Origin of the sequence: Algoriphagus alkaliphilus (assembly GCF_900103735.1) — a bacterium.
In the GTDB taxonomy this organism is placed as follows: Bacteria; Bacteroidota; Bacteroidia; order Cytophagales; family Cyclobacteriaceae; genus Algoriphagus; species Algoriphagus alkaliphilus.
Genome location: NZ_FMXE01000025.1, coordinates 1 through 22,370, shown reverse-complemented (window position 1 = coordinate 22,370; position 22,370 = coordinate 1). Strand labels below are relative to the sequence as shown.

Annotated in this window: 17 protein-coding genes; 16 read left to right on the top strand and 1 reads right to left on the bottom strand. The window is 44.0% G+C overall.

The window, feature by feature from the left end:
• Position 1: 1 nt before the first annotated feature.
• The 7 genes from nusA (at position 2) to BLQ81_RS15605 (ending at position 8,338) form a co-directional block, all read left to right on the top strand.
• The gene (nusA, locus tag BLQ81_RS15635; RefSeq protein WP_092731784.1) at positions 2-1,246 is read left to right on the top strand and encodes a transcription termination factor NusA; all 1,245 of its coding nucleotides are present in this window, start codon (positions 2-4) and stop codon (positions 1,244-1,246) included.
• A 62-nt stretch (positions 1,247-1,308) separates the two neighbouring features.
• Entirely contained in the window at positions 1,309-4,245 is a 2,937-nt protein-coding gene (gene infB / locus BLQ81_RS15630) for a translation initiation factor IF-2 (protein ID WP_092731781.1), read from the top strand.
• A 381-nt stretch (positions 4,246-4,626) separates the two neighbouring features.
• Positions 4,627-5,172 (top strand): hypothetical protein, encoded by a 546-nt coding sequence (locus BLQ81_RS15620; RefSeq protein ID WP_092731775.1) that lies wholly within the window; start codon positions 4,627-4,629, stop codon positions 5,170-5,172.
• 162 nt (positions 5,173-5,334) lie between these two features.
• Positions 5,335-6,255 carry a transporter gene (locus BLQ81_RS15615; protein ID WP_092731772.1) on the top strand — a complete coding sequence of 307 codons (921 nt, stop codon included), beginning with the start codon at positions 5,335-5,337 and terminating at the stop codon, positions 6,253-6,255.
• A gap of 12 nt (positions 6,256-6,267) precedes the next feature.
• Positions 6,268-7,809: a phosphatase PAP2 family protein gene (locus BLQ81_RS15610; RefSeq protein ID WP_092731769.1), complete on the top strand. Its 1,542-nt coding sequence runs from the start codon at positions 6,268-6,270 to the stop codon at positions 7,807-7,809.
• 28 nt (positions 7,810-7,837) lie between these two features.
• The gene (locus BLQ81_RS22340; protein WP_175454251.1) at positions 7,838-8,014 is read left to right on the top strand and encodes a hypothetical protein; all 177 of its coding nucleotides are present in this window, start codon (positions 7,838-7,840) and stop codon (positions 8,012-8,014) included.
• A gap of 96 nt (positions 8,015-8,110) precedes the next feature.
• Complete coding sequence (locus tag BLQ81_RS15605; RefSeq protein WP_175454250.1) at positions 8,111-8,338, top strand: hypothetical protein; 228 nt, start codon at positions 8,111-8,113, stop codon at positions 8,336-8,338.
• A 9-nt stretch (positions 8,339-8,347) separates the two neighbouring features.
• On the opposite strand, the gene BLQ81_RS15600 is transcribed toward BLQ81_RS15605, so the two are convergent.
• Positions 8,348-9,982: a carbon starvation CstA family protein gene (locus tag BLQ81_RS15600; protein ID WP_092731766.1), complete on the bottom strand. Its 1,635-nt coding sequence runs from the start codon at positions 9,980-9,982 to the stop codon at positions 8,348-8,350.
• A 267-nt stretch (positions 9,983-10,249) separates the two neighbouring features.
• Here BLQ81_RS15600 and BLQ81_RS15595 point away from each other — a divergent pair, with 267 nt between their 5' ends.
• From BLQ81_RS15595 to BLQ81_RS15555, 9 genes are all read left to right on the top strand, one after another.
• A complete protein-coding gene (locus tag BLQ81_RS15595; RefSeq protein ID WP_092731763.1) occupies positions 10,250-10,798 on the top strand; it encodes a protein N-terminal glutamine amidohydrolase in 549 nt (182 codons plus the stop codon).
• A 207-nt stretch (positions 10,799-11,005) separates the two neighbouring features.
• Positions 11,006-11,848, top strand: a complete 843-nt coding sequence (accD, locus tag BLQ81_RS15590) for an acetyl-CoA carboxylase, carboxyltransferase subunit beta (RefSeq protein WP_092731760.1) — start codon at positions 11,006-11,008, stop codon at positions 11,846-11,848.
• A gap of 134 nt (positions 11,849-11,982) precedes the next feature.
• A complete protein-coding gene (gene nqrF / locus BLQ81_RS15585) occupies positions 11,983-13,284 on the top strand; it encodes an NADH:ubiquinone reductase (Na(+)-transporting) subunit F (protein ID WP_092731757.1) in 1,302 nt (433 codons plus the stop codon).
• An 82-nt stretch (positions 13,285-13,366) separates the two neighbouring features.
• The gene (locus tag BLQ81_RS15580; RefSeq protein ID WP_092731754.1) at positions 13,367-14,521 is read left to right on the top strand and encodes a formimidoylglutamase; all 1,155 of its coding nucleotides are present in this window, start codon (positions 13,367-13,369) and stop codon (positions 14,519-14,521) included.
• Positions 14,521-14,748 (top strand): cytochrome b5 domain-containing protein, encoded by a 228-nt coding sequence (locus BLQ81_RS15575; protein WP_092731751.1) that lies wholly within the window; start codon positions 14,521-14,523, stop codon positions 14,746-14,748. Before BLQ81_RS15580 ends, BLQ81_RS15575 begins: the two co-directional genes overlap by 1 nt.
• 1 nt (position 14,749) lies before the next feature.
• The gene (locus tag BLQ81_RS15570) at positions 14,750-15,592 is read left to right on the top strand and encodes an N-acetylglucosamine kinase (RefSeq protein WP_092731748.1); all 843 of its coding nucleotides are present in this window, start codon (positions 14,750-14,752) and stop codon (positions 15,590-15,592) included.
• Positions 15,589-16,401 carry an N-acetylmuramic acid 6-phosphate etherase gene (gene murQ / locus BLQ81_RS15565; RefSeq protein WP_092731745.1) on the top strand — a complete coding sequence of 271 codons (813 nt, stop codon included), beginning with the start codon at positions 15,589-15,591 and terminating at the stop codon, positions 16,399-16,401. Before BLQ81_RS15570 ends, murQ begins: the two co-directional genes overlap by 4 nt.
• Before the next feature lie 314 nt (positions 16,402-16,715).
• Positions 16,716-18,389 (top strand): pseudouridine synthase, encoded by a 1,674-nt coding sequence (locus BLQ81_RS23030; RefSeq protein ID WP_092731742.1) that lies wholly within the window; start codon positions 16,716-16,718, stop codon positions 18,387-18,389.
• Positions 18,390-18,714: 325 nt separating this feature from the next.
• The coding region (locus BLQ81_RS15555) for an MBG domain-containing protein (RefSeq protein ID WP_175454249.1) at positions 18,715-22,370 on the top strand (3,656 nt) is incomplete at its 3' end.

Here is a 22,370-nt window from a genome sequence, read left to right as displayed (position 1 = left end):
AATGGATGCCAAAATCTTAATAGAATCTTTCGCAGAGTTTGCGAGATCTAAAAATGTGGATCGACCTACCATGATCCGTATTCTGGAAGATGTGTTCAGAGCCATGATCCGTAAAAAGTTTGAGACTGACGAAAACTTTGACGTCACGATCAATGCTGATAAGGGAGACCTCGAGATTTTCCGTATCCGGGAAATTGTTGACGACAATTCTGAGGATATTTGGGATTTCGATAAAATCAGTTTCACGGAGGCCAGAAAAATAGAGCCCGATTTCGAAATTGGTGAAGAGGTTTATGAAAAGATTGAATTGGAAGAGTTTGGACGCAGGGCCGTGCAGATGGCGCGTCAGACTTTGATCCAACGAATAAAAGATCTGGAGAAAGACATTCTTTATAATAAGTATGAAGAACAAGTTGGAGAGATCGTCTCGGCTGAAGTTTACCAGATTTTGGGAAGAGAAATCCTCCTGATAGATGGAGATGGCAATGAATTGATTCTTCCAAAAACGGAACAAATCTCCAAGGATCGTTTCAGAAAAGGAGACACCGTGAAGGCAATTGTACATCGTGTTGACATGAATAATGGCAACCCGAAGATCATTTTGTCCAGAACTTCTCCGGTTTTCTTGGAAAGATTGTTTGAAAATGAAGTACCGGAAGTCTACGATGGCCTCATTACCATCGTGAAGATCGTCCGTGAACCGGGAGAGAGAGCTAAAGTTGCGGTAGAGTCCTACGATGATCGAATAGATCCGGTAGGTGCCTGTGTCGGAATGAAAGGTTCCAGAATTCACGCCGTGGTCCGGGAATTGCAGAATGAAAATATTGATGTAATCAATTACACGGAGAATCTCGATCTTTACGTCACCAGAGCACTTAGCCCTGCCAAAGTATCTTCAATCACGGTAGATCAGGACAGAAAGCGGATTTCGGTTTTTCTTAAGCCGGATCAGGTATCACTGGCAATCGGCAAAGGCGGATTTAATATTAAGTTGGCAAGCAGATTGGTGGGATTCGAGATTGATGTATTCCGGGAGTTGAACGAATACGATGACGAAGATGTAGATCTGAGCGAATTCGTGGACGAAATCGACGGTTGGATCATCGAAGAATTGAAAAAGACGGGTTTGGATACTGCCAAGAGTGTATTGGCATTGACCAAAGAAGACCTGACTAGACGTACAGAATTGGAGGAAGAGACGGTCGATGAGATTTTCAGAATCCTCAGACAAGAATTTGATCAATAACGGGGGACTTCCCCCTTAGATTACCCTATTTATATTTAGAATTTCGAAAGAGGTTTTTGCTTATGTCAGAAGAGAAAATGATGCGTTTAGGCCAAATAGCCAGAAAGCTCAACGTGGGTACGGCAACCATAGTTGAGTCAATGGCTAAAAAGGGCTTTGAGGTTGAGAATAATCCTAATTCCAAAATTTCCATGGAGCAAGTGGGGATGTTGGAGAAGGAATTCAAATCCTCTGCCCTTGATAAAGAGGAAGCTTCCCACCTTTCAATCGGAAAGCGTCATGAGCCTATTTCGCTCGAACCTGAAACACCAAAGCAGGAAAAAGCACCTGATCCAGCTCCTGCACCGGTTCATAAGGAAGAACCAAAAGTTGCCGTAACTATACCTGTTCCAAGTCCAAGCCCTGCTCCTGAGCCGGCGCCAATTCCTGCACCTGCTCCAGCATCAGAGCCGGAACCGGAAAAAGTATCACAGGAGGTTCCAAAACACGAGGGGATAAAAATTCTGGGCAAAATTGACCTGGGTAAAAAGCCAGCACCTAAACCTGCACAGGCTCCACAATATGCACCGGGGCAGCGGAATGAGAGATCTCAGGATCAGCGAAAGCAACATCCGAACCAACAGCAGCCAAGACCCGGTCAGCAACCTAATAGAGGTGGACAAGGTGGTCAACAACAAAATAAGCCGCAGCACCAAGGCCCTAAACCAGCCCAATCTGCGCCTAAAGCTCCTGCTCCCCCTCAGGCACCACAGCCACCCAAGCCGCAGGTTGTACAAAAGCCAGTAGAAACACCAGCACCGGAGCAATTGATCTCTGCAAAAGCAGATTCGCTCAAAGGATTAACAGTCCTTGGAAAAATAGAACTTCCTGTAGATCGACCTAAGAAAAAAGGTGGCCCAGTAGCCTCCTCTGATGAGCGAAATAGAGATAAAAAACGTCCTCGTAAAAGGATCGATAAACCGGGAACTCCCGGAAATCAGGGTGGACAAGCAGGCGGAGCAAATAGGCCGCCGCAAGAACAAAGAGGTGCTCCAAAACTTGCTGTTCACAGACCAGGTACGCAGCAAAGAGGTGGTGCTCCACAGCAGCGCGTTCAAAAGGCGGAGCCAACACCAAAAGAAATTCAAGACCAGATCAAGCAAACACTTGCTCGTCTGCAGGGAACCAAGCCGGGCTCAGGCAAATCCAAAACCCGAAGAGATAAACGTGCCGACAGGGATCGAGAAGTTGAAGTCGAGGGCGAAGAAGCAAAAATCCTAAAGGTTACCGAGTTTATCTCGGCCAACGATTTGGCCGCACTCTTGGATGTTTCTGTAAATCAGATCATCTCAACCTGTATGTCATTGGGGATGTTCGTTTCTATCAATCAGCGATTGGACGCAGAAGCCATTACCATAATAGCAGATGAATTCGGGTATGATGTAGAATTCACCAAATCCATCGAAGATGAGATGGTTGAAGATGCACCAGATGAAGCAGAAGACTTAATTGAAAGAGCCCCGATTGTTACCATCATGGGACACGTAGATCATGGTAAGACTTCCTTGCTTGATTACATCCGGATGGCTAAGGTAACTACTGAAGAAGCGGGGGGAATCACCCAGCACATCGGAGCTTATGATGTAATGACCCAAACAGGTCATAAAATAGCGTTCTTGGATACACCGGGTCACGAGGCATTTACAGCGATGCGTGCTCGTGGTGCTAAAATCACCGATTTGGCAATCATTGTGATTGCAGCAGATGATAGCATCATGCCGCAAACCAAAGAAGCAATCAATCACGCTCAAATGGGTGGAGTACCCATGATCTTTGCAATCAACAAAGTAGATAAGCCCAATGCTAATCCAGCAAAGATTAAAGAAGCACTCGCAGGAATGAACCTTCTCGTAGAAGAGTGGGGAGGAAAATATCAGTCTCAGGATATCTCCGCCAAGACTGGCCAAGGTATCGACGAGCTCCTTGAAAAAGTCTTGCTCGAAGCTGAAATCCTTGAGTTAAAAGCTAACCCGAATAAAAATGCAGTCGGCACAGTAGTCGAAGCTTCTCTTGATAAAGGTCGTGGCTACGTCGCTACCATCATGGTTCAGGCAGGAACACTGAGAATCGGTGATATTATGCTTGCAGGCCAACACTATGGCCGTGTGAAGGCCATGTTTGATCACAAAGGCAAAAAACTGAAAGAAGCCGGACCTTCTACACCTGTTCAGGTATTAGGTCTCAGTGGAGCTCCACAGGCTGGTGATACGATCAAAGTGTATGACACAGAACGCGAAGCGCGCGAGATCGCCAATTCAAGAGAGCAGATTCAGCGCGAGCAAAGCTTACGTACCAAGAAGCACATTACTTTGGATGAAATCGGTCGTCGTTTGGCAATCGGAAGCTTCAAGGAGCTTAACATCATCATCAAGGGTGACGTGGACGGGTCGGTCGAAGCACTTTCTGATTCATTGTTGAAACTTTCCAAAGACGAAGTCAAAGTATCCATCATTCATAAAGGGGTGGGTCAGATTTCCGAATCCGATGTTTTGTTAGCCTCAGCATCTGATGCGATTATTCTCGGTTTCCAGGTTCGACCTTCTTCCAATGCAAAGAAACTTGCAGAGCAGGAAGAAATTGAAATCCGTCATTACTCCATCATTTACGACGCAATCAATCAGATCAAGGATGCGATCGAAGGAATGCTTGAGCCGACTTTTGAAGAAGTCATCACCGGTAACATTATCGTAAGGGAAATCTTCAAAATCACTAAAATCGGAACTGTTGCAGGTTCTTACGTGACGGATGGTTACATTACCAGAAAGAACAAGATCCGCGTGATCAGAGGAGGTATTGTAATTCACGAAGGAGAAATCGATCAGTTGAAGCGATTCAAAGACGACGTCTCTGAAGTGAAAGCGGGTTACGAATGTGGTATTTCGATCAAAAACTTCAATAACATCGAAATCGATGATACCATTGAAGGATACGAGATGAAAGAAATTAAGCGTAAAAAATAATTTTAACGATTTTGTTTATACAAAAAGGAACGGCAGCAGTCGTTCCTTTTTATTTTTAAGGAATGATGGAAGCACTTCTTGTTATTATTTTGGGTCTTGCCGTTTTTTTCCTCCTAAACTTGGTTATTGGATTGTATCGCCCAGTTTTGGTTCTTTGGTTTTTGGACCGCTTCAATCGGTTAAAGGTGATTCAGATTTATGGTGCTTTAATTACTTTATGCCTTATAATCTGGCTTGGGTTGAAGGTTCTTTTCTTTTGACCAAATAAAAAAAGGAATTTCTGCCTATTTCGGAATATTGCCCCGTTTTTTTAATTTTTCAGAAATCTTGTTTCTTTTTCTCGGATTTTTAAATCAATTTTCAATTTCCTAACTCTTCCCCTTGAGAAAAGCAGTAGCCATAGCACTTTTATTATGCTTCGCCATCTATCATTTTGGCTACTATGCATTTTATTATTCTTACCAATACACCATGGAAAGTAATTGGAAGGATAAAATCTATGGGGAACAATCCGGGACCTTGGACGAGCGATTGATGGAGATCCCGCTTTCAGCTCCTTACATGGCCAATCAGGATGAATTTCAGGCTACAAATACCCGTTTTGAAAAGGAAGGAAAATACTTTCGTGCCATTAAACAACGCTATCAAAACGACACACTACAGGTTGTTTACGTGCCGGATACGGCCAGAAGGGTTCTTGAATCCACTGTGAAAAGCTGGATTTCATCCTTGACCGAGGACGAACTGCCTCAAGATCAAAGTGGACAAACTCAGCTCAAATTGTTTGTAAAAGATTACCTCGAGCCGGAGGTATTCCAAATAGGCTTTGTTGCGAAGGATGCCATTGAAAATAAGATTGGGTTTATTTTTTCACCTTACATGAGTCCGTATTTCACTTTAGATTCACCACCTCCGCAGGTTTCCTGATTTTTTATTGAATACCACCTCCATCGCAGAATGCCGGGCATTTCTGTGGTGAATTTTGGTGTTCCGCTTATTGCTGCACTGGATCTGTTTTTTCGGCTGTTTGGCTGAAAATCGTATTCCTGTGCGGGAAACAACATTTTCCAAATCACACTATCAATTCTTATGAACTTTAACTCAAAGTTCCCGGGCTTGCTGCTTGCAGGCTTGGGAATGATACAATTGGCTATCGCTCAGACACCTATCGATGGACTGATGATGCCTAAAGGTGAAATCTGCATCGCCGTAGTCTACGAGGATGCCAACTGGGATCACTATTGGGAGGGTACTTACCTCCGAACCAATGGCAACATTGGTACTTTCTCAAGAAAAATGCTCATGCCAATGATCGTGGGCGGTATTACTGACAAGATCAATTTTATTGTCAGTTTGCCTTATGTAAAAACAGCTGCTACGGGCGGGCAACTGGCAGGAGTGGAGGGGATACAAGACTTAGGTCTATCGCTGAAGGCTCAGCTAGTTGATAAACAAATGGAAAAAAGCAAACTGATGGTTTTTTCCAACCTAAGTTTTAGTACTCCTGCCTCCAACTATCTGTCAGATTATATGCCTTTTAGTTTGGGGTTTGGTGCCAGGGAATTGGGACTCAGAGTCATCGGACAGTTTGAACTAAACAAAGGTCCTTATGCAAGAGGATCATTTGCCTACCTCCATAGAGGGACGACTGAAGCTGAGCGGGATTTTTACTATCAGGAAGGCAGTTTTTACACAGCTACCATGGACGTACCTGATGCTGTTCAGGCTCAGATTGCCATTGGTTCCTGGTTTTTGCAGAAAAAACTCCGCGTCGAAGCATCGCTGACTTCGCTCCGTTGTGCGACAGGAGATGATATCCGTTCTTACAATGCTCCACAGCCAACCAACAAGGTTGATTTTGATCAAGTAGGTGGATTTGCACAGTACTATTTCAAAAAAGACGGTGGTCTCGGAGTCTTGGCCTATTACAATCACATGTTTTCAGGCAGAAATATGGGTCAGTTTTCTGGCCTGGGTCTAGGATTGACTTATCAGTTTAAAGCCTTCTAAAAAATCGGAAAAATGAAAATACAACTACGATACCTTTTCCTTTTTACTTCACTTGCGGCCCTGACTGTTTCCTGTATGGAGGAGTTGCCGACACGACTGGAGTACGAAGGGTATGAATATTCTGAATTGGATGAAAATGCCGGAACATGGAATTTAATTCTGATGGCAGGCAAAGAACAGGTCTCCATTCCTGATCCTGCTGCGGTGGGTTCAGCGGCATTGAATCAGCAATTGCAGGAAGTAAAATCTAAAATCGCAAATTCTACAGCTGCTCAACGAGAGTCTGCGAACTATTGGACTAACAATTCTTTGCTTCGATGGAATGAAATTGCATTGGAACTATCCGTAAAATACAACTTGATTCCTGGCCCAAATTCTGACGGGACCTACACGCTTCCAAATCCGGCAAATCCGGCAGCCACACCAAACTTTCCTTTTGCCCATCCTCCCTACATCAGCCGAATGCTTGCATACCTCAGTGTGGCCCAGTACGACGGACTGATTACCGCATGGCATTACAAAAAGAAGTTTGGCCGACCCGCCCCTTATAAGCTCGATCCTCAGATCAAATCCGCCTATGAAGAGAACGGGTTGAATTCCTATCCTTCGGATGGTGCTGTTGTAGCGATCACTTCCAGAGATATTCTTTCTGTGATGTTTCCTTTGGAAAAAGAATACCTCAATAAGCTCGCAGAAGCGCACTTGGAATCTCTGGTGCTGGCAGGAATTAATGTCAGCAGTGACATCGAAGCAGGAAAAATAATCGGAACCGAAGTTTCCAAAATAGCCCTTGCCAGAGCAAACACCGATGGGATGAAAAGCGCTCAAACCCCTAAGTCAGTATCTGATTCCATCAAAAACGCTGCATTTCAACACTTTGGATGGAAATGGGAAAATATGGAATCTCCTCAAAGACCGGTTGGGCTGACACCCCTATTCGGAAAAGTGAAAATGTGGAATGTCCCCACAGTGGAGGAAGTGAGGCCAAGAGTACCACCGGCACCGGGTTCTGAAGAGTTCAATAGAGATGCAGAAGAGCTGAAGCGATTTGCAGCCAAACTGACCACCGAACAGCGCAGGATAGCCAACTTCTGGAATGACGGAATAAATACCTACAGTCCTCCCGGGCATTGGAATCGATTTGCCAAAGAGGCGGTGGTAAAATACCGCTTGAGTCCAGTTCGTACTGCCCGTGTTTTTGCTTACATGAACATGGCCATAGTAGATGCAGGTATCAGTTGTTGGGATGCTAAGTATTACTATCACTATCCACGGCCTATTCAGACCATTCCGGGGTTCAAGACGATTTTGGGAACACCAAATTTTCCTGCCTATACTTCTGGGCATAGTACATTTTCGGCGGCGGCTTCAGAGGTTTTAGCACATTTCTTCCCCTCCGATGCCGCGAAATTCAGAAAATGGGCCGATGAAGCCGCTATGTCCCGAATCTATGGTGGCATTCATTACAGATTTGATGCAGAAGAGGGCTTAGCCCAGGGTCGAGCTGTGGCGGCTTTTACAGTTGCCAAAGCAAAACGCGACCAAGTAGATTAATAAATTCAACCAATTATTCAGGAAAAAAATGAAAAAATATATACTTCAAGCTGTATTTACTTTGGGATCCCTAATGCTGTTTTGTCAGCTGTCATTTGCCCAAGGTTGTGTAGCGATCCGGCAATTTTCAGGTATCGGAAATGCCGTCGGCCAACTCAGTGTCCAGACCAAAGGAGATCTGAATGTCGGTTTGACCTACAGATAATTTAAATCTTTTCGAAATTTCCTGGGAGGTCGACTCGAAGGTGTTCCGATTAGGGATTTGATCGGAGAAAGTGGCTGATTCAGATGTCCCGGATAGGTGATTTCCGTCGAACCCGGTGCCAGCTACATGCTGGGCAATGTGACTGCTATCTTAAATGTACCGCTCGCACTGGTACGAAATCGAACCCGAAGTCTCACGGACATTTCGGATTCTACACCTGATAACTTCCGTCATGGTGATGCTGCTTTTGCAGATTATCTGCTCAACTTTTCACCCGCGTGGAGGATTCCCAAAAAGACTCCGGTGCTATTTAACTCACTTTAATTCTGGCGGTCAAAGCGCTTTCACAGGCTCTTTGACCTCATTTTTCAGGCTTTTGAACGCCAAGAATATCAGCGAAATAGCCAGCACAAACAGTAAGGCTGCGATCACCGCCAAAACATATCCTTTTTCCTGAAAATTCTTCCAGGCAAAAAGCCCCAAAGACGCGAGCGTCACGGTGAACATAAAAAACATGGGGATAGTCACGAAGGTCGCAGGGATCTTTTTCTTGATCAACCATACTGCAATTGTCAACAAAGCCAGAGCGGCCAGAAGCTGGTTGGCCGAACCGAAAATCGGCCAGAGCGTACTGAATTCTCCTGAAGCTAAAAGCAAAATGGATAAAATCACAACCACTGTGGTGGACAAGTAACGATTTTTGGCCACTACTTGAGCTGTGGCTTGGGGCATGTCTTCGAAGTATTCCTGTAAGGTAAATCGCGCCAGTCTCGTGCATGTATCCAAAGTGGTCAAGGCAAAAGCTGAAACAGTAAGTGCGACAAAACCTATGGCAAAGGGTTCAGAAATCCCCAAGGAGGAGATCATCCCTCCGATTCCGTTGGAAAAAAGAGCTACAGGGCCTTCCGTGCCCAGCCTGCTGGCGTAGTCTTCTCTTGATAGCACTGCCACTGCCCCGACAGCAATAATGGCGAGGAAGGATTCAATCAACATGCCGCCAAATCCTACCACCTTGGCATCACTTATTTTGTCCAACTGCTTTGAGGTGGTGCCGGAAGCTACCAAAGAATGGAAACCTGATATGGCCCCACAGGCGATGGTGACAAACAAAACAGGGAACATGTAACCCAAACTTTCACTGGAGGTTTGAATCTGAGAAGTCATCTCGATCTGAGGATTTGCAATGAAAACGCCGGCTACTGCAGCGATCATCATTCCATAAAGTAAATAACTATTCAGGTAGTCCCTTGGCTGAAGAAGTAAGCTCACCGGAGTAACGGAAGCCAAAAATGCATAGCCCAATAGGGCCAAAATCCAAAAATTATAAGACATCACAAATGGCAATTGCGTCCCCAGATACACGAAGAAATACATCATCACCACACCTACTGCCGTGATGATGATAAAAGCGATTTTACCATTTCCGACTAATCTGTTGACGTAACCGAAAGCTACTGCCAGTAAAATAAAAAGGATGGATGCAGAAGCCACGCCCGGATTTGCGATGAAAGTCTTGGCAATGATATCCGAGAAAACTCCAATGACAAGGATCAAGGTGGAAAAGCTGAAAATCACAAACAGTTGTTTACCCTTTGGGCCGATTTGATTTCGGATGATTACCCCGATGGATTTTCCTTCAGTTCGCAAAGAAGCGGCCATACTTCCCAAGTCATGCACCGCTCCGAAGAAAATTCCTCCGACCAAAATCCAAATCACTGCCGGAATCCAACCAAAAGTCACCGCGATAATTGGCCCCACTATTGGTCCTGCCCCTGCAATAGAGGCGAAATGATGGCCCAATACTACAATTGGCTTGCTTGGTTCATAATCCACACCATCCCGAAGCAAATGAGAAGGTGCTTTTTTGGAATCATCCAATCCAAACTTTTTATAGGCATAGGCACCGTAAAACCGATATGCGGCAAATAAAATGACCGCTGATATCAAGAGAAGAAGGGCAAGACTCATGGATTTTTTGGGATATTGTCAAAAGATGGATTCACAGGTGAAAATTGGGAATCTTTTCGATATAAAGTAAAAGAGTTTCTGCTTTTCTGTCCTTGGCCAAATTAATTTTAGGCTCGAAATCAGATTTTTCAGGACATGAATTCTGATTTATGTTCTTGGGTTTTTGGAATTCATTAAGTTCCTTATTTCCAGGTTGAAATTTCCAAAAACTATTAACCGTTACTTGTGTTCCAATGACCTCTAAGTGTGCTACTTTTGTGCTGACAAATGGAAATCAAAGAATTTAGGTATTCCGCAAATTTTTGCGAAGAAAACATCTGGCATCTCTGCCAAAACCCGGCACTTGAGCATTTTTCAAAAAAAGTATTGATCGTATCCAACAGCAGTAAATATTGTCCATTTAGATTTCAAAAGTCCATTAATGGGTATGAAATCGTCTGGTGGAATTATCACGTGATCTTGTTTGCTTCACACGGGTGTCAAAGTTTCATTTATGATTTTGATTCGACATTGCCAGTGCCTTTGTCGGGAATGGAATACATCGAAAAGACCTTTCAAAGACATGAAAATTGGGAAGAAATTCATCTCCCCCGATTCAAGGCTATAGAGGATAAAGATTACCTTGACTCTTTTGAGTCTGACAGAAGCCATATGAAAGATTCGGATGGGAATTGGCTTTCTACACCTCCAAAATGGCCTGCAATCGGGAAATCCGGGGGATTATCCTTGCCTTCTTTGCTGGATTTTACGGATTCAAGCAAGGAGCGAATTTATCATCTCGATGAAATGGCGGCAATGGTTGCGGCTTTTGGCTAATAGCTCTGAACCGGGGCATGGAATAGGTAAGTAAAATCGACTTAGTTCTTCTGATCAGATAAAGATCAGGCTTTGGTTTTTCGCTCATCGTATCCTTGGGTACTTTGAGGATAATTGGCTGAGGATTCAAAGAGGATTTTATTTAATGGATATATGGGCTAAATTTGCAACCCTTGACTTGTCAAATTAACGACCTAACAACAATCTATGGCTTGGTTTAAAAGAACTGACAAAGGCATCAAAACCTCTACTGCTGAGAAAAAAGATGCTCCTGATGGACTTTGGTTTAAAACTCCCAACGGCAACATTATCCATACACGGGAGCTGAAAAACAATTCTTTCGTCTGTCCTGATGATGATTTTCATGTGAAAATCGGCTCCAAAGAGTATTTTGAGATTCTTTTTGATGCAAATAAATTCACGGAGTTGGATCAAGACATGAAGTCCGGTGACCCTTTGAATTTTGCGGATACCAAACCGTATTCTTCTCGGATTGAAGCCACCATCAAGAAAACTGAGTTGAATGACGCTGTTCGAACGGCGCATGGCAAAATGAATGGTCTTGAAATCGTAGTTGCCTGTATGGATTTTAATTTCATTGGCGGTTCGATGGGATCAGTCGTCGGAGAAAAGATCGCCAGAGCCATTGATTATTCGCTAAAGCATAAGATTCCTTTTCTCATGATTTCAAAATCAGGAGGCGCAAGGATGATGGAAGCTGGTTTTTCGCTCATGCAAATGGCAAAAACCTCAGCGAAACTAGCCCTGTTGGATCGGGCCGCTATTCCCTACATCTCCTTAATGACAGATCCTACCACTGGAGGTGTGACTGCCTCTTATGCCATGTTAGGGGATTTTAATATCGCCGAACCTGAAGCCTTGATTGGTTTTGCGGGTCCTCGGGTAATCAGGGAAACAATCGGGAAAGATCTTCCAAAAGGGTTTCAGAGTTCGGAGTTTGTGTTGGAACACGGATTTCTTGATTTCATCATCGATCGACGACAGTTGAAATCAAGGTTAACCACTTTGCTAAACCTCCTGAACAATTAATCAGTTATTCCTTAGAATACCATCTGTAAATAAGTCAAATTTGAATCCTTTTATGGCCTGTTTTATAGATTAATAAATATATTTGTGCTCCTTAAACAGGTTCAATCCATACCAAAAAGTAAAACCAAAACTTCATGGGTTCAGTAATTATTACCTCCATTGTAGCATTTACAGCTATTATCCTGCTACTGGTATTTATCCTCCTTTTTGCCCAGTCTAAGCTGGTAAATTCCGGAGATGTAAAGATTGTCATCAACGGTGACAGCGAAAATCCGATCGTAGCTTCCGCGGGATCAACCTTACTTACCACCCTGAGCAATCAGAAAATTTTTCTTCCTTCTGCCTGTGGTGGAGGAGGAACATGCGCCATGTGCAAATGTGTCGTGGAAGACGGTGGGGGAGATGTTCTCCCTACCGAGGTGGGTCACCTCAGCCGTGCTGAACAGCAAGGAAATGTGAGACTTGCCTGTCAGGTTAAGGTAAAGCAGGATATGCAAATCCGTGTTCCTGACGAAATCTTTGGAATCAAGAAGTGGGAATGCGAAGTGATATCCAACTACAACGTCTCAACTTTTATCAAAGAATTCAAAGTGAAATTGCCTGAGGGCGAAAACCTTGATTTTGAATCCGGAGGATATATTCAGGTCGATGTACCTGCGATCACCGTGAATTTCAAGGATATGGATATCACTCCACATCCTGACTTAGGCCACCCTGCTGATGTTTACAAAAGCGACTGGGATAAGTTTGGCCTTTGGAGTTTGGTGATGAAAAATGATGAGCCCCTCTTTAGAGCTTATTCCATGGCCAACCACCCTGCTGAAGGGAACATTGTCATGTTGACCATTCGTATCGCGACGCCACCTTGGGATCGTGCAAACAACAGATGGATGGATGTCAATCCCGGGGTTTGTTCTTCTTATGTATTTGGAAGAAAGCCTGGTGATAAAGTGACCATTTCAGGTCCTTATGGAGAATTTCATATCAATCCAACCGAAAGAGAAATGATCTACATCGGTGGTGGTGCTGGCATGGCTCCGCTGAGATCTCATATCTTCCACCTATTCCACACCGAGAAGACACATCGAAAAGTCTCTTATTGGTACGGAGGCCGGTCCAAGAAGGAACTGTTTTACACACCGCAGTTTAGGGATATAGAAAAAGATTTTCCAAATTTCAAATTCCATATTGGATTGTCCGAGCCTCTTCCTGAAGATAACTGGAAGGTGAAAAAGTCCCTTGATGACGATGGCGATGGTTATGTAGGTTTCATTCACCAAGTGTTGTATGATAACTATCTCAAAAATCACGCTGACCCGGATGAAATTGAATATTACCTCTGCGGACCTCCTTTGATGAACGCCGCAGTGCTGAAGTTGCTGGATGACTTGGGTATTCCAAAAGAAAACATCCGCTTCGATGACTTCGGAGGGTAAAATTTATAAAAAGATCCCGCTTCGGCGGGATTTTTTAGTTTAGTGCCATTTTTGAGTATTTTTATATCCACATTATCACCCTATGAATATTCAATCCTTTTTCGACCCTGTCGCAGATTTCCTTCTCGAGAAAAAAAAATATCCCGAAAACTCCTTTTTCCATCAGATTCATATTTACGGCGAAAATTTTCCTGATCTGAAAGGAATGCAAATTGCCCTTGTTGGAATCAAAGAAAAGCGGGGGGCAAAGAAATCCGAAAGTATCGAGCGGGGTGGCTCTGAAATCCGCGAAAAACTTTATGAACTCAAGAAAAGTCTGGTACCCTATCGGGTGGCGGACTTGGGGGATCTGATTTTGGGCGCTTCTCTGAATGACACGTACCAAAACATGCGACAGGTAGGGGAGGCATTGATGAAGCAGCAGATTCTTCCGATTTTCTTTGGAGGATCACACGATCTGGACTATGGGCAATATTTGTCCTATCAAAAAATGAAAAAGTTGGTTAGTCTGGTGACAATCGATGCCAAAGTGGATATGGAAGAAACAGGCCCGGAAGACGACCGTCACACCCAGGAAATCGTTCTGCACCAGCCCAATTTCCTGTTTTCATACACCCACTTGGCTTATCAAAGTTTTCTTGTGGATCCGACCCTGATCAATGTGATGGAGAAACTTTACTTTGATCATGTCAGGCTCGGTCAGGTTCGTGACAACTTCAAAGAAACCGAGCCATTGATTCGGGATGCGGATTTACTCAGTTTTGACTTGTGTGCCCTCCAATCTGCCGATGCACCCGGCGCAGTGGATGCCCAACCCTTCGGACTGACAGCGGAGGAAGCCTGTCAGATCTTCTGGTTTGCAGGAATGAATGAAAAGCTTAGCTCCATAGGAATCTATGGCTACGATCCCTATTTCGATGATGCAAATAATAAAACAGCTAAAGTAGCAGCCGTGATGATCTGGTATTTTATCGAAGGATTTTATTCCAGAAAAGACAGTCTATCCTTCAAAAGCGCAGATTATATTAAATACTCCGTTTCATTGGATGCAAAGCCTAACGTACTCGTTTTTTATAAAAGTAAACGCAGTGGAAAATGGTGGATGGAAATCCCCCACAATGAAACCAATCGTTTTGACCGGGTGAGTACTGTGCCTTGCAGTTACTCAGATTATCAGCTTGCCCAAAAGGGTGAGATCCCCGAGCGCTGGATCAATGCCCAGATCAAGTTGTATTGATGAAGACGTACACCAGGCAGCAGTTGGCCCTCCGAAATGGTCAGGATAAACCCGAAATTTGGGTGGCATATAAGGGAACAATCTATGACCTGACCACCTCCAGGCTTTGGAAAAAAGGGATGCACTACGAGCACTGGGCGGGACAGGATCTGACTGACGAACTTGTGGATGCGCCTCACACCGAAAAAGTATTTGAAAAGTTTCTGGCCATAGGCCAACTTACCTAGCATGATATTAATAGCAGACAGTGGTTCCAGCAAGACAGACTGGAGAGTAATTCATCGTGACGGCAAAATCAGCCAACATCGCGGAGTGGGTTTCAATCCCTATTATATGACCTCCGAAGAAATGGCGATTCAGATGCGACATGATTTTTTGGTCAATCTGGAAGACGAAATCGAGCAGATTTATTTTTACGGGGCGGGTTGCTCAGCTCCGGATCGGAAAGCTGAAGTTTCCAATGCCCTGCGGACCATTTTTCGACAGGCAAAAATTGAAATAGACCATGACCTGGCTGCGGCAGCACATGCTACCTGTGGACATCAGGCAGGAATGGCCTGCATATTGGGTACAGGATCCAACAGCTGTGATTATGACGGGAAAAACATCATTGCCACGCGTCCTGCGGCAGGCTATATCTTGGGGGATGAAGGGGGCGGCTGCTATGTGGGAAGGAAGTTTTTGATCGACTTCATCCACGAGGAGATGCCAAAGTATATCCGAGAAGCGGCAATCGAGCGTTTTCATATTACTCAAAATATCATTCAGGATCACGTTTACAGGCAACCTTTTCCGAGCCGATATATGGCAAGCTTTTGCAGGTTTATTACTGAAAACAGGGCCGATCCATACTGCTATAGACTGTATTATGATTCCTTCAGGGATTTCTTTGCGAAGCACCTATTCAAGTATGAAGACTACCGCAATAAACCGGCGAATTTTGTGGGCTCCATCGCTTATTACAATAGCGATATCCTAAGAAAAGCTGCCGCAGACTCAGGAATCAACGTCCACATCATCATCGAAAGTCCCATTGCAGGGCTTACACTATACCATCATGAATTACTATGAAGACAACCGAAAGTAGCTCGAAGTATGAGAATCTGGAGCGTATGGAAGTTTCCGAACTGCTCCATCATATCAATGCGGAAGATCATAAAGTTGCCCCAGCCGTGAAGGAAAATATTCCTGCGATTTCAGCCTTGGTGGATCAGATTGTTCCCCGAATGAGAGAAGGGGGAAGGCTTTTTTATATCGGTGCGGGCACAAGTGGAAGGTTGGGGATTTTGGATGCCTCAGAATGCCCTCCGACGTACGGAGTGCCCCATGATTGGGTAATTGGATTGATCGCCGGTGGAGATGCAGCGATTCGGAAGGCCGTGGAGAATGCAGAGGATGATCCGGAAATGGCCTGGAAAGACATCCAGGAATATGGTGTTTCGGAATTGGATTCAGTGATCGGAATTGCCGCCTCAGGATCGACACCTTATGTGATTGGTGGTGTCAAAGCAGCGAGAGAAAACGGCTTACTCACAGGATGTATTACCTGCAATACAGAGTCACTTTTGGCAAGATCTGTAGAATTTCCCATTGAGGTGGTGGTTGGGCCGGAGTTTGTCACCGGAAGTACACGAATGAAATCCGGAACTGCCCAAAAACTGGTGCTGAACATGATTTCCACTACGGTCATGATAAAACTTGGCCGGGTGAAAGGAAATAAAATGGTGGATATGCAGCTTTCCAATGCAAAATTGGTCGATCGCGGCACGAAAATGATCATGGAAGCCACAGGCTTGGACTATCAAACAGCCAATGATTTATTACTATCTGAGGGTTCAGTACGGAATGCCACAGAATATTATTATAAAAACAAGGCTTGATCGTTAAGAATATTTTGAATGCATAGCAATAATTACCTTCTTTCGCCATATCTTTACAGCCCGATTAAGCGTTTGTATTTCATCTGTTTATAATTTGATTTTTATTTGTCAGATGGAATATTCGCATGAATTATAATCATCCCAGTGTGTGACGCTTTGGGTCATGCTTGATTTCATGTGTTTATGATTTTATTTTCATTGGACGCATGGAATCTCGCAATATGAATCTTCATTCCAATGTTTGACCTGTTCGTTTTGCTCGATTTCAGTCGCTTATTCTACACCATTTAACTACAGCAGTGATGCTGCATACTATGAAAAAAAACAATTCAAGAAAGCCGTTTTTCAACGACGATCGCAAAGACTCCGGCTCTTCAAAGTCCGGGAAATCAGATTTTTCAGCAAGAGGTGGCCGTCGATCTGAAAACGGAGACTCGAAGTTCTCATCCAACCAAAAATCATTCGGTAAAAAGGACGACTCCCACAGTAAGCCTTCGTTTGGAAAGAGGGATGGTTCCCGCAGCAAGCCTTCTTTTGGCAAAAAACCGGATTTCAAGTCCGATTCTAAACCGACTTTTGGCGATAAGCCAAGAGGAAAATTTTTCAAATCTGACGAAAGAGGTTCGGATAAGCCTGCTTTTGGAAAACGCCCGGGCAGTGGCGATTCAGAACGAAAGCCATTTGGTGAGAAGCGTTTCGAAAAGGGAGACGGATTCCAGAAGAAGTTTGAAAAGCGGGAAGGTTCATCCTATCCAAAAAAAGCATTTGGAGATAAACCGGATCGCTTCAGAAAGGACGACGCTGCCGGTAAGAAATTCGAAAAAAGAGAAGGCTCAGACTATACCAAGAAAACTTTTGGCGATAAACCGGATCGGTTTAAAAAGGATGGCTTTTCAGGTAAGAAGTTTGAAAAACGTGAAGGTTCGGATACTCCCAAAAAGACCTACGGTGATAAGCTGGACCGATTTGAGAAGAAAGATTCAGACAGACGGAATGTTGGGGATGAGCCCAAGCCACGACCGGAAAAGCAATTTTTCCAGAAGGATTCCACGCCGGATCAGTCTCCAAAGGAGCACGGCGAGCGATTGGTTTATAAAGGCAGAGGACGGGATCAAAAGCCGGTTTTTGCACCCGAACAACCGAAAGCAGCAGAAGAGAAATCAGGCGAAAAAAGAGGATTTGGTAAAAACCGTCCCAACCGACAGGCCTTAGACCTGGATAGACCGGATTATAATTTTGAGGCCCTACCGGCAAGAAAGGTCAAAGGAAAGGAAGAAACAGACTCATTCCGTCTGAATAAGTACATTTCCAATTCTGGCATCTGCGGACGCAGAGAAGCGGATGACTTGATTGCCAAAGGGCTGATCACGGTCAATGGGCAAGTAATAACAGAGATGGGTTACAAGGTCAAAAAATCAGACCGTGTCATCTATCAGGGGAAGAAAATCAATCCTGAAAAGCCTGTCTATCTGCTTTTGAATAAGCCGAAAGATTTCATCACCACTACTGATGATCCAATGGAACGAAAAACGGTGATGAAATTGGTAGAGAATGCCTGCGAAGAGCGAATATTCCCTGTGGGAAGATTGGATAGAAATACGACAGGGTTGCTGCTTTTTACGAATGACGGAGAGTTGACAGCCAAGCTTTCGCATCCTTCCAATGAGGTGAAAAAAATCTATCAGGTGACGATTGACAAACCCTTGACACATAATCATGAATTGGAGATCCGGGAAGGATTGACATTGGAAGACGGTGACGTGAAAGTGGACGATATGCAAGTGCTATCCTTGGATCGCACCATCATGGGCTTGGAAATCCACATCGGAAGAAATCGGATCGTAAGAAGGCTTTTTGCCCATTTGGGCTACGAGGTTACGGCACTGGATCGGGTTATTTTTGCCGGTTTGGACAAGAAAGATCTGAAGCGCGGGCATTATCGATTCCTCACCGAACAGGAAGTGATCCGCTTGAAATTCTTCACCTAAAAATAGTAAAGGCTCCTAATTGGGGCCTTTTTTTATGCCTTTAATTTTTTGGAAAATTCCCCATTCAAGTGATTTTTAGGTGAGAATGATCTTTTGTTTTATCGGATAGAGTAAAAGGATTCCTTGTCAGTCGGTAAAAAAATCCCCAATTGGCGGAGTTAAACTCTACTTTTTTAATAATAGTGCTGCACTTCATTTACTAATCCCTGCACTTGCCAAGGCAAGGGTTTGAAACGAAAAAGAATGTTGAGTTCTTCGATGCATGTTTCGGCTTACACCCGAAATTATTGCTTTTAATCCTCAGCTCACTTTAAATTTTAGATCTATGAAAGGAAGTTTTTACTCCGAAACTTGTGTTCAAAATTCCACTGGAATAGTCCATTTTATGGATGAATTAGCAGATTTTAGTAAAGACACATTGAAAGAAAACCTATTTTTCCCGCTTTTGAAAAGAGTGGATTCCAAGTTATTCAAATTTAAAAATCTTCCGTTTTTATTGTTTCTATTTTTTAGTTCACAGGTAAGCATGGCTCAAACCAGCGAATTTAACTTTAATACAACTGGGCAACTGAGTAACAATTTTAACGGTTCCGGAACGCATGTCTCTAATGTGGTTCAAGCCTCAGATGGCGGTTTGAATAATTCCGGTTCCGTCTCTGTACCAAATTCTTCAACTAATGCTGTTTTCACTACTAAAAATAGTTATAGTTTGGGAGTAGTTGGTAGCTCTTACACTTTTGAAACATTTATTAAAAGTGAGGGAAATAGTGGCTATAGTGGAGTAGGATTTACTGCAAGCTCACCTACGACATCGTTTCATACTTCTCCTGTTTACAGACCAAATGATGCCCTTGGTATTTCGGTACATGGAGGCGGTTTTGAATTCCATAATGGAACTGTAAACTACTCAGGAAGTTGGGGTGTAACCTATTCTAGTGGATCGATTACTACTATCAAGGCATCTACATGTAGTGATTTAATTAACAACAATACAAGTTGTGGATCTCCGGACAAATGGTTTAAAATAGTTTTCAAAGTAACGAGGTCTACCATCTCCAACTTTGATATGAGAGTTGAAGTTTGGCCTGCAAATCAAGATGGAACCTTACGTTTTCCATCAGAGGCTACTGCTATCTTTGAAGTTAATGGGGTCACAAATTCAACGCTTTCGAGTGCTTCACAACTCTATAGTTATTTCAATTTCTCCGGTCATCGGGTAACCAAATTTGACAACTTTAGCTATGACTTGAAAGGTGCGACTGAGATTCAAGCCGGAGCTCCTGTGATTCTAACTGAATCAGTTTCTGAAAGCAATGGTGTGATTACAGTTAATGGGAATGTCACAAGTGACAATGGAGAAACAGTGACAGAAAGGGGTTTTGTTTATGGAACCTCAACGAATCCAACAACAACAGATAATAAAATCATAATTGGCTCAGGAACTGGTGCTTTTTCTGGATCTACTCCTGCTTTGATGCCAGGAACATATTTCGTACGAGCATTTGCAACCAATAGTGTGGGGACGAGTTATGGGGGAGTGGAGAGTTTTACCATAGAGGCACCAGCATCATTATATGCCGGAGGTTCCGGGACAGAACTGGATCCATATCAGATCAGTGATTGGAGACATCTACACAATGTCCGGCAGAATCTTTCATCGTATTTCATCCTGTTAAATGATCTGGACCAAAATTCAACCGGATATGCCACCTATGCTTCGTCTGCAGCAAATGAAAATTTAGGTTGGTTGCCGATTGGTACTTATGGTAATACTACGAATGCCTTTTCCGGAAACTTTGATGGTCGTGTTAAAACAATTAGGGGCCTCAAGATTAAGCGGCTCAATTTATCTGGAGTAGGCTTGTTCGGTATTGCTAATGGAGCTACTATTTCCAATGTTGGCCTTGAAGAAGTTATGGTAGAGGGCAAAGCTACTGTTGGGAGTTTGGTTGGTTTTATGGCAACGGAAGGGATTATAGATAATTGTTATGCCAAAGGATATGTAAAAAGCGAAGAGGATACCTCGGGAGGTTTGGCAGGCAGTGTTTATGGAACAGTAGTCAATTGCTTTGCTTCTGTTAATGTAATAGGGACTTATCAAATCGGCGGACTAATAGGTGCTGTAAATGTCAACGCAACAGTCAATAACAGTTATGCTACCGGAGCAGTAGAGGGATCAGATGAAAGCTGGACTGGAATTGGTGGATTGGCAGGCTTCAATGGTGGTGCAATCAGCAACAGTTATGCAACGGGGTCTGTGACAGGTGCTGGAAGTTCTGTAGGAGGATTAGTAGGTTATAATGGAGGCTCAGTCAATAAAAGTTACGCAATAGGTCAAGTGACCGGGGCGGTTAATCCCGGAGGCTTGATTGGTGAAAATGATGGCGGTACAGTGGTGAATTCCTTTTGGGATACTGAAACATCAGATCGTGCAACTTCATCAGGCGGTGAAGGAAAGACTACAGCTGAGATGAAAACTCAGGGAAATTTTACAGACTGGAATTTTCAGGACATCTGGAATATCAATCCTGCCGGATATAGTTCTTATCCTTACTTAAGAACCCTTACTTATGATTCCCCTGGCGAGGAGCCGGAAGTGAATCCGATACCGGGGCTGGAGATTTTTATTCCTGCTCCGACAGTGACTGATGCAAATATTATTATTTCCGGTGCTACAGGTACAGGTGGTGTTTTCAAAATAGGGAATACAATAACTGCAACTTGGAACAATACCTTAGCTGGTGATAACAACACCGAGATTATAAGCTCGGTTACTATGGACTTCTCCCAGTTTGGAGGAGGTTCAGCTGTTGTTGCTACCAATAATAGTGGCATCTGGACAGCTACCTATACCCTAACAGCGGGGGAGATTAATGCCGCAAATCGGAATGTTAGTGTGACAGCAACCAACAGTTCAAGTAAAACAACGACAACGGCTGATACGTCCAATGCCACAGTCGATAATGTTGCTCCAATAGTTTCCGAATTTGTGCCGGGGAATAACGCAACTGGGGTTGCCTTGCAGCCTACCTTGATTATCACATTTGATGATGAGGTAACTCTGGGAAATATAGGGATTTTCAGTCTTGGCAAAGTCGACGGGGATGGATGTACCATTACTTCAATTTTGGAATTTGACCTGAGTGATCCGGATGAAAGGTCCTTGTTTACTTTATCTGAGGATAAGCTTACGGTGTCCTTGGTTCTCACAGAGAACCTGCCGGTAAACACCCAGGTGATCCTGGCGATTCCGACAGGCTTTGTAACGGACTTGGTTGGAAATTCCTTTGTTGGCTTTAGTGCCTATACCTACACTTGGTCATTTACGACCATCAACAAACTGAATCAGACCATTACCTTCCCTGAAATCGAAACCAAGACCTATGGTGATCCTACCTTTACCTTAGGAAATGCTGAGACAGACCAAGGGCTGACGGTAACCTACACTGCCACTGATCCGACAGTAGTCAGCATCATTGGAAATCAGGCAACAATTCTGAAAGCAGGCTCGACTACGATCACTGCAACACAGGATGGGGATGAGGTGAACTTTGCGGCAGAGCCGGTCGAGAGAACACTGACGGTAGGCAAAAAAGCACTGACGATCACCGCCGATGACAAGCAGAAAACCTACGGCGAAGCGAATCCTGTCTTGACCTTCACCTACACAGGTCTGGTCAACGGAGACACGAAGGTGACAACCGAGCCAAGCATCAGCACGACTGCTCTGGCAAGCTCGAACGCAGGCACGTACCCAATCACGCTAGAAGGCGGATCGGACGATAACTACGCGATCACCTTGGTGAACGGTACGCTAACCATCGATAAAAAGGCATTGACCATCACGGCTGATGACAAGCAGAAAACGTATGGCGAAGCAAATCCTGCCCTGACCTTCAGCTACACAGGTCTGGTCAACGGAGACACGAAGGTGACGACCGAGCCAAGCATCAGCACGACAGCTACCCAGTCCTCGAACGT

What these genes read in the sequence shown, in the direction of transcription:
- BLQ81_RS15615 (WP_092731772.1), top strand. Translation starts at nt 5,335, where the DNA reads ATGAACTTTAACTCAAAGTTCCCGGGCTTGCTGCTTGCAGGCTTGGGA.
- nqrF (WP_092731757.1), top strand. Translation starts at nt 11,983, where the DNA reads ATGGGTTCAGTAATTATTACCTCCATTGTAGCATTTACAGCTATTATC.
- infB (WP_092731781.1), top strand. Translation starts at nt 1,309, where the DNA reads ATGTCAGAAGAGAAAATGATGCGTTTAGGCCAAATAGCCAGAAAGCTC.
- accD (WP_092731760.1), top strand. Translation starts at nt 11,006, where the DNA reads ATGGCTTGGTTTAAAAGAACTGACAAAGGCATCAAAACCTCTACTGCT.
- BLQ81_RS22340 (WP_175454251.1), top strand. Translation starts at nt 7,838, where the DNA reads ATGAAAAAATATATACTTCAAGCTGTATTTACTTTGGGATCCCTAATG.
- BLQ81_RS15595 (WP_092731763.1), top strand. Translation starts at nt 10,250, where the DNA reads ATGGAAATCAAAGAATTTAGGTATTCCGCAAATTTTTGCGAAGAAAAC.
- BLQ81_RS15570 (WP_092731748.1), top strand. Translation starts at nt 14,750, where the DNA reads ATGATATTAATAGCAGACAGTGGTTCCAGCAAGACAGACTGGAGAGTA.
- BLQ81_RS15580 (WP_092731754.1), top strand. Translation starts at nt 13,367, where the DNA reads ATGAATATTCAATCCTTTTTCGACCCTGTCGCAGATTTCCTTCTCGAG.
- BLQ81_RS23030 (WP_092731742.1), top strand. Translation starts at nt 16,716, where the DNA reads ATGAAAAAAAACAATTCAAGAAAGCCGTTTTTCAACGACGATCGCAAA.
- BLQ81_RS15610 (WP_092731769.1), top strand. Translation starts at nt 6,268, where the DNA reads ATGAAAATACAACTACGATACCTTTTCCTTTTTACTTCACTTGCGGCC.
- BLQ81_RS15600 (WP_092731766.1), bottom strand. Translation starts at nt 9,982, where the DNA reads ATGAGTCTTGCCCTTCTTCTCTTGATATCAGCGGTCATTTTATTTGCC.
- murQ (WP_092731745.1), top strand. Translation starts at nt 15,589, where the DNA reads ATGAAGACAACCGAAAGTAGCTCGAAGTATGAGAATCTGGAGCGTATG.
- nusA (WP_092731784.1), top strand. Translation starts at nt 2, where the DNA reads ATGGATGCCAAAATCTTAATAGAATCTTTCGCAGAGTTTGCGAGATCT.
- BLQ81_RS15575 (WP_092731751.1), top strand. Translation starts at nt 14,521, where the DNA reads ATGAAGACGTACACCAGGCAGCAGTTGGCCCTCCGAAATGGTCAGGAT.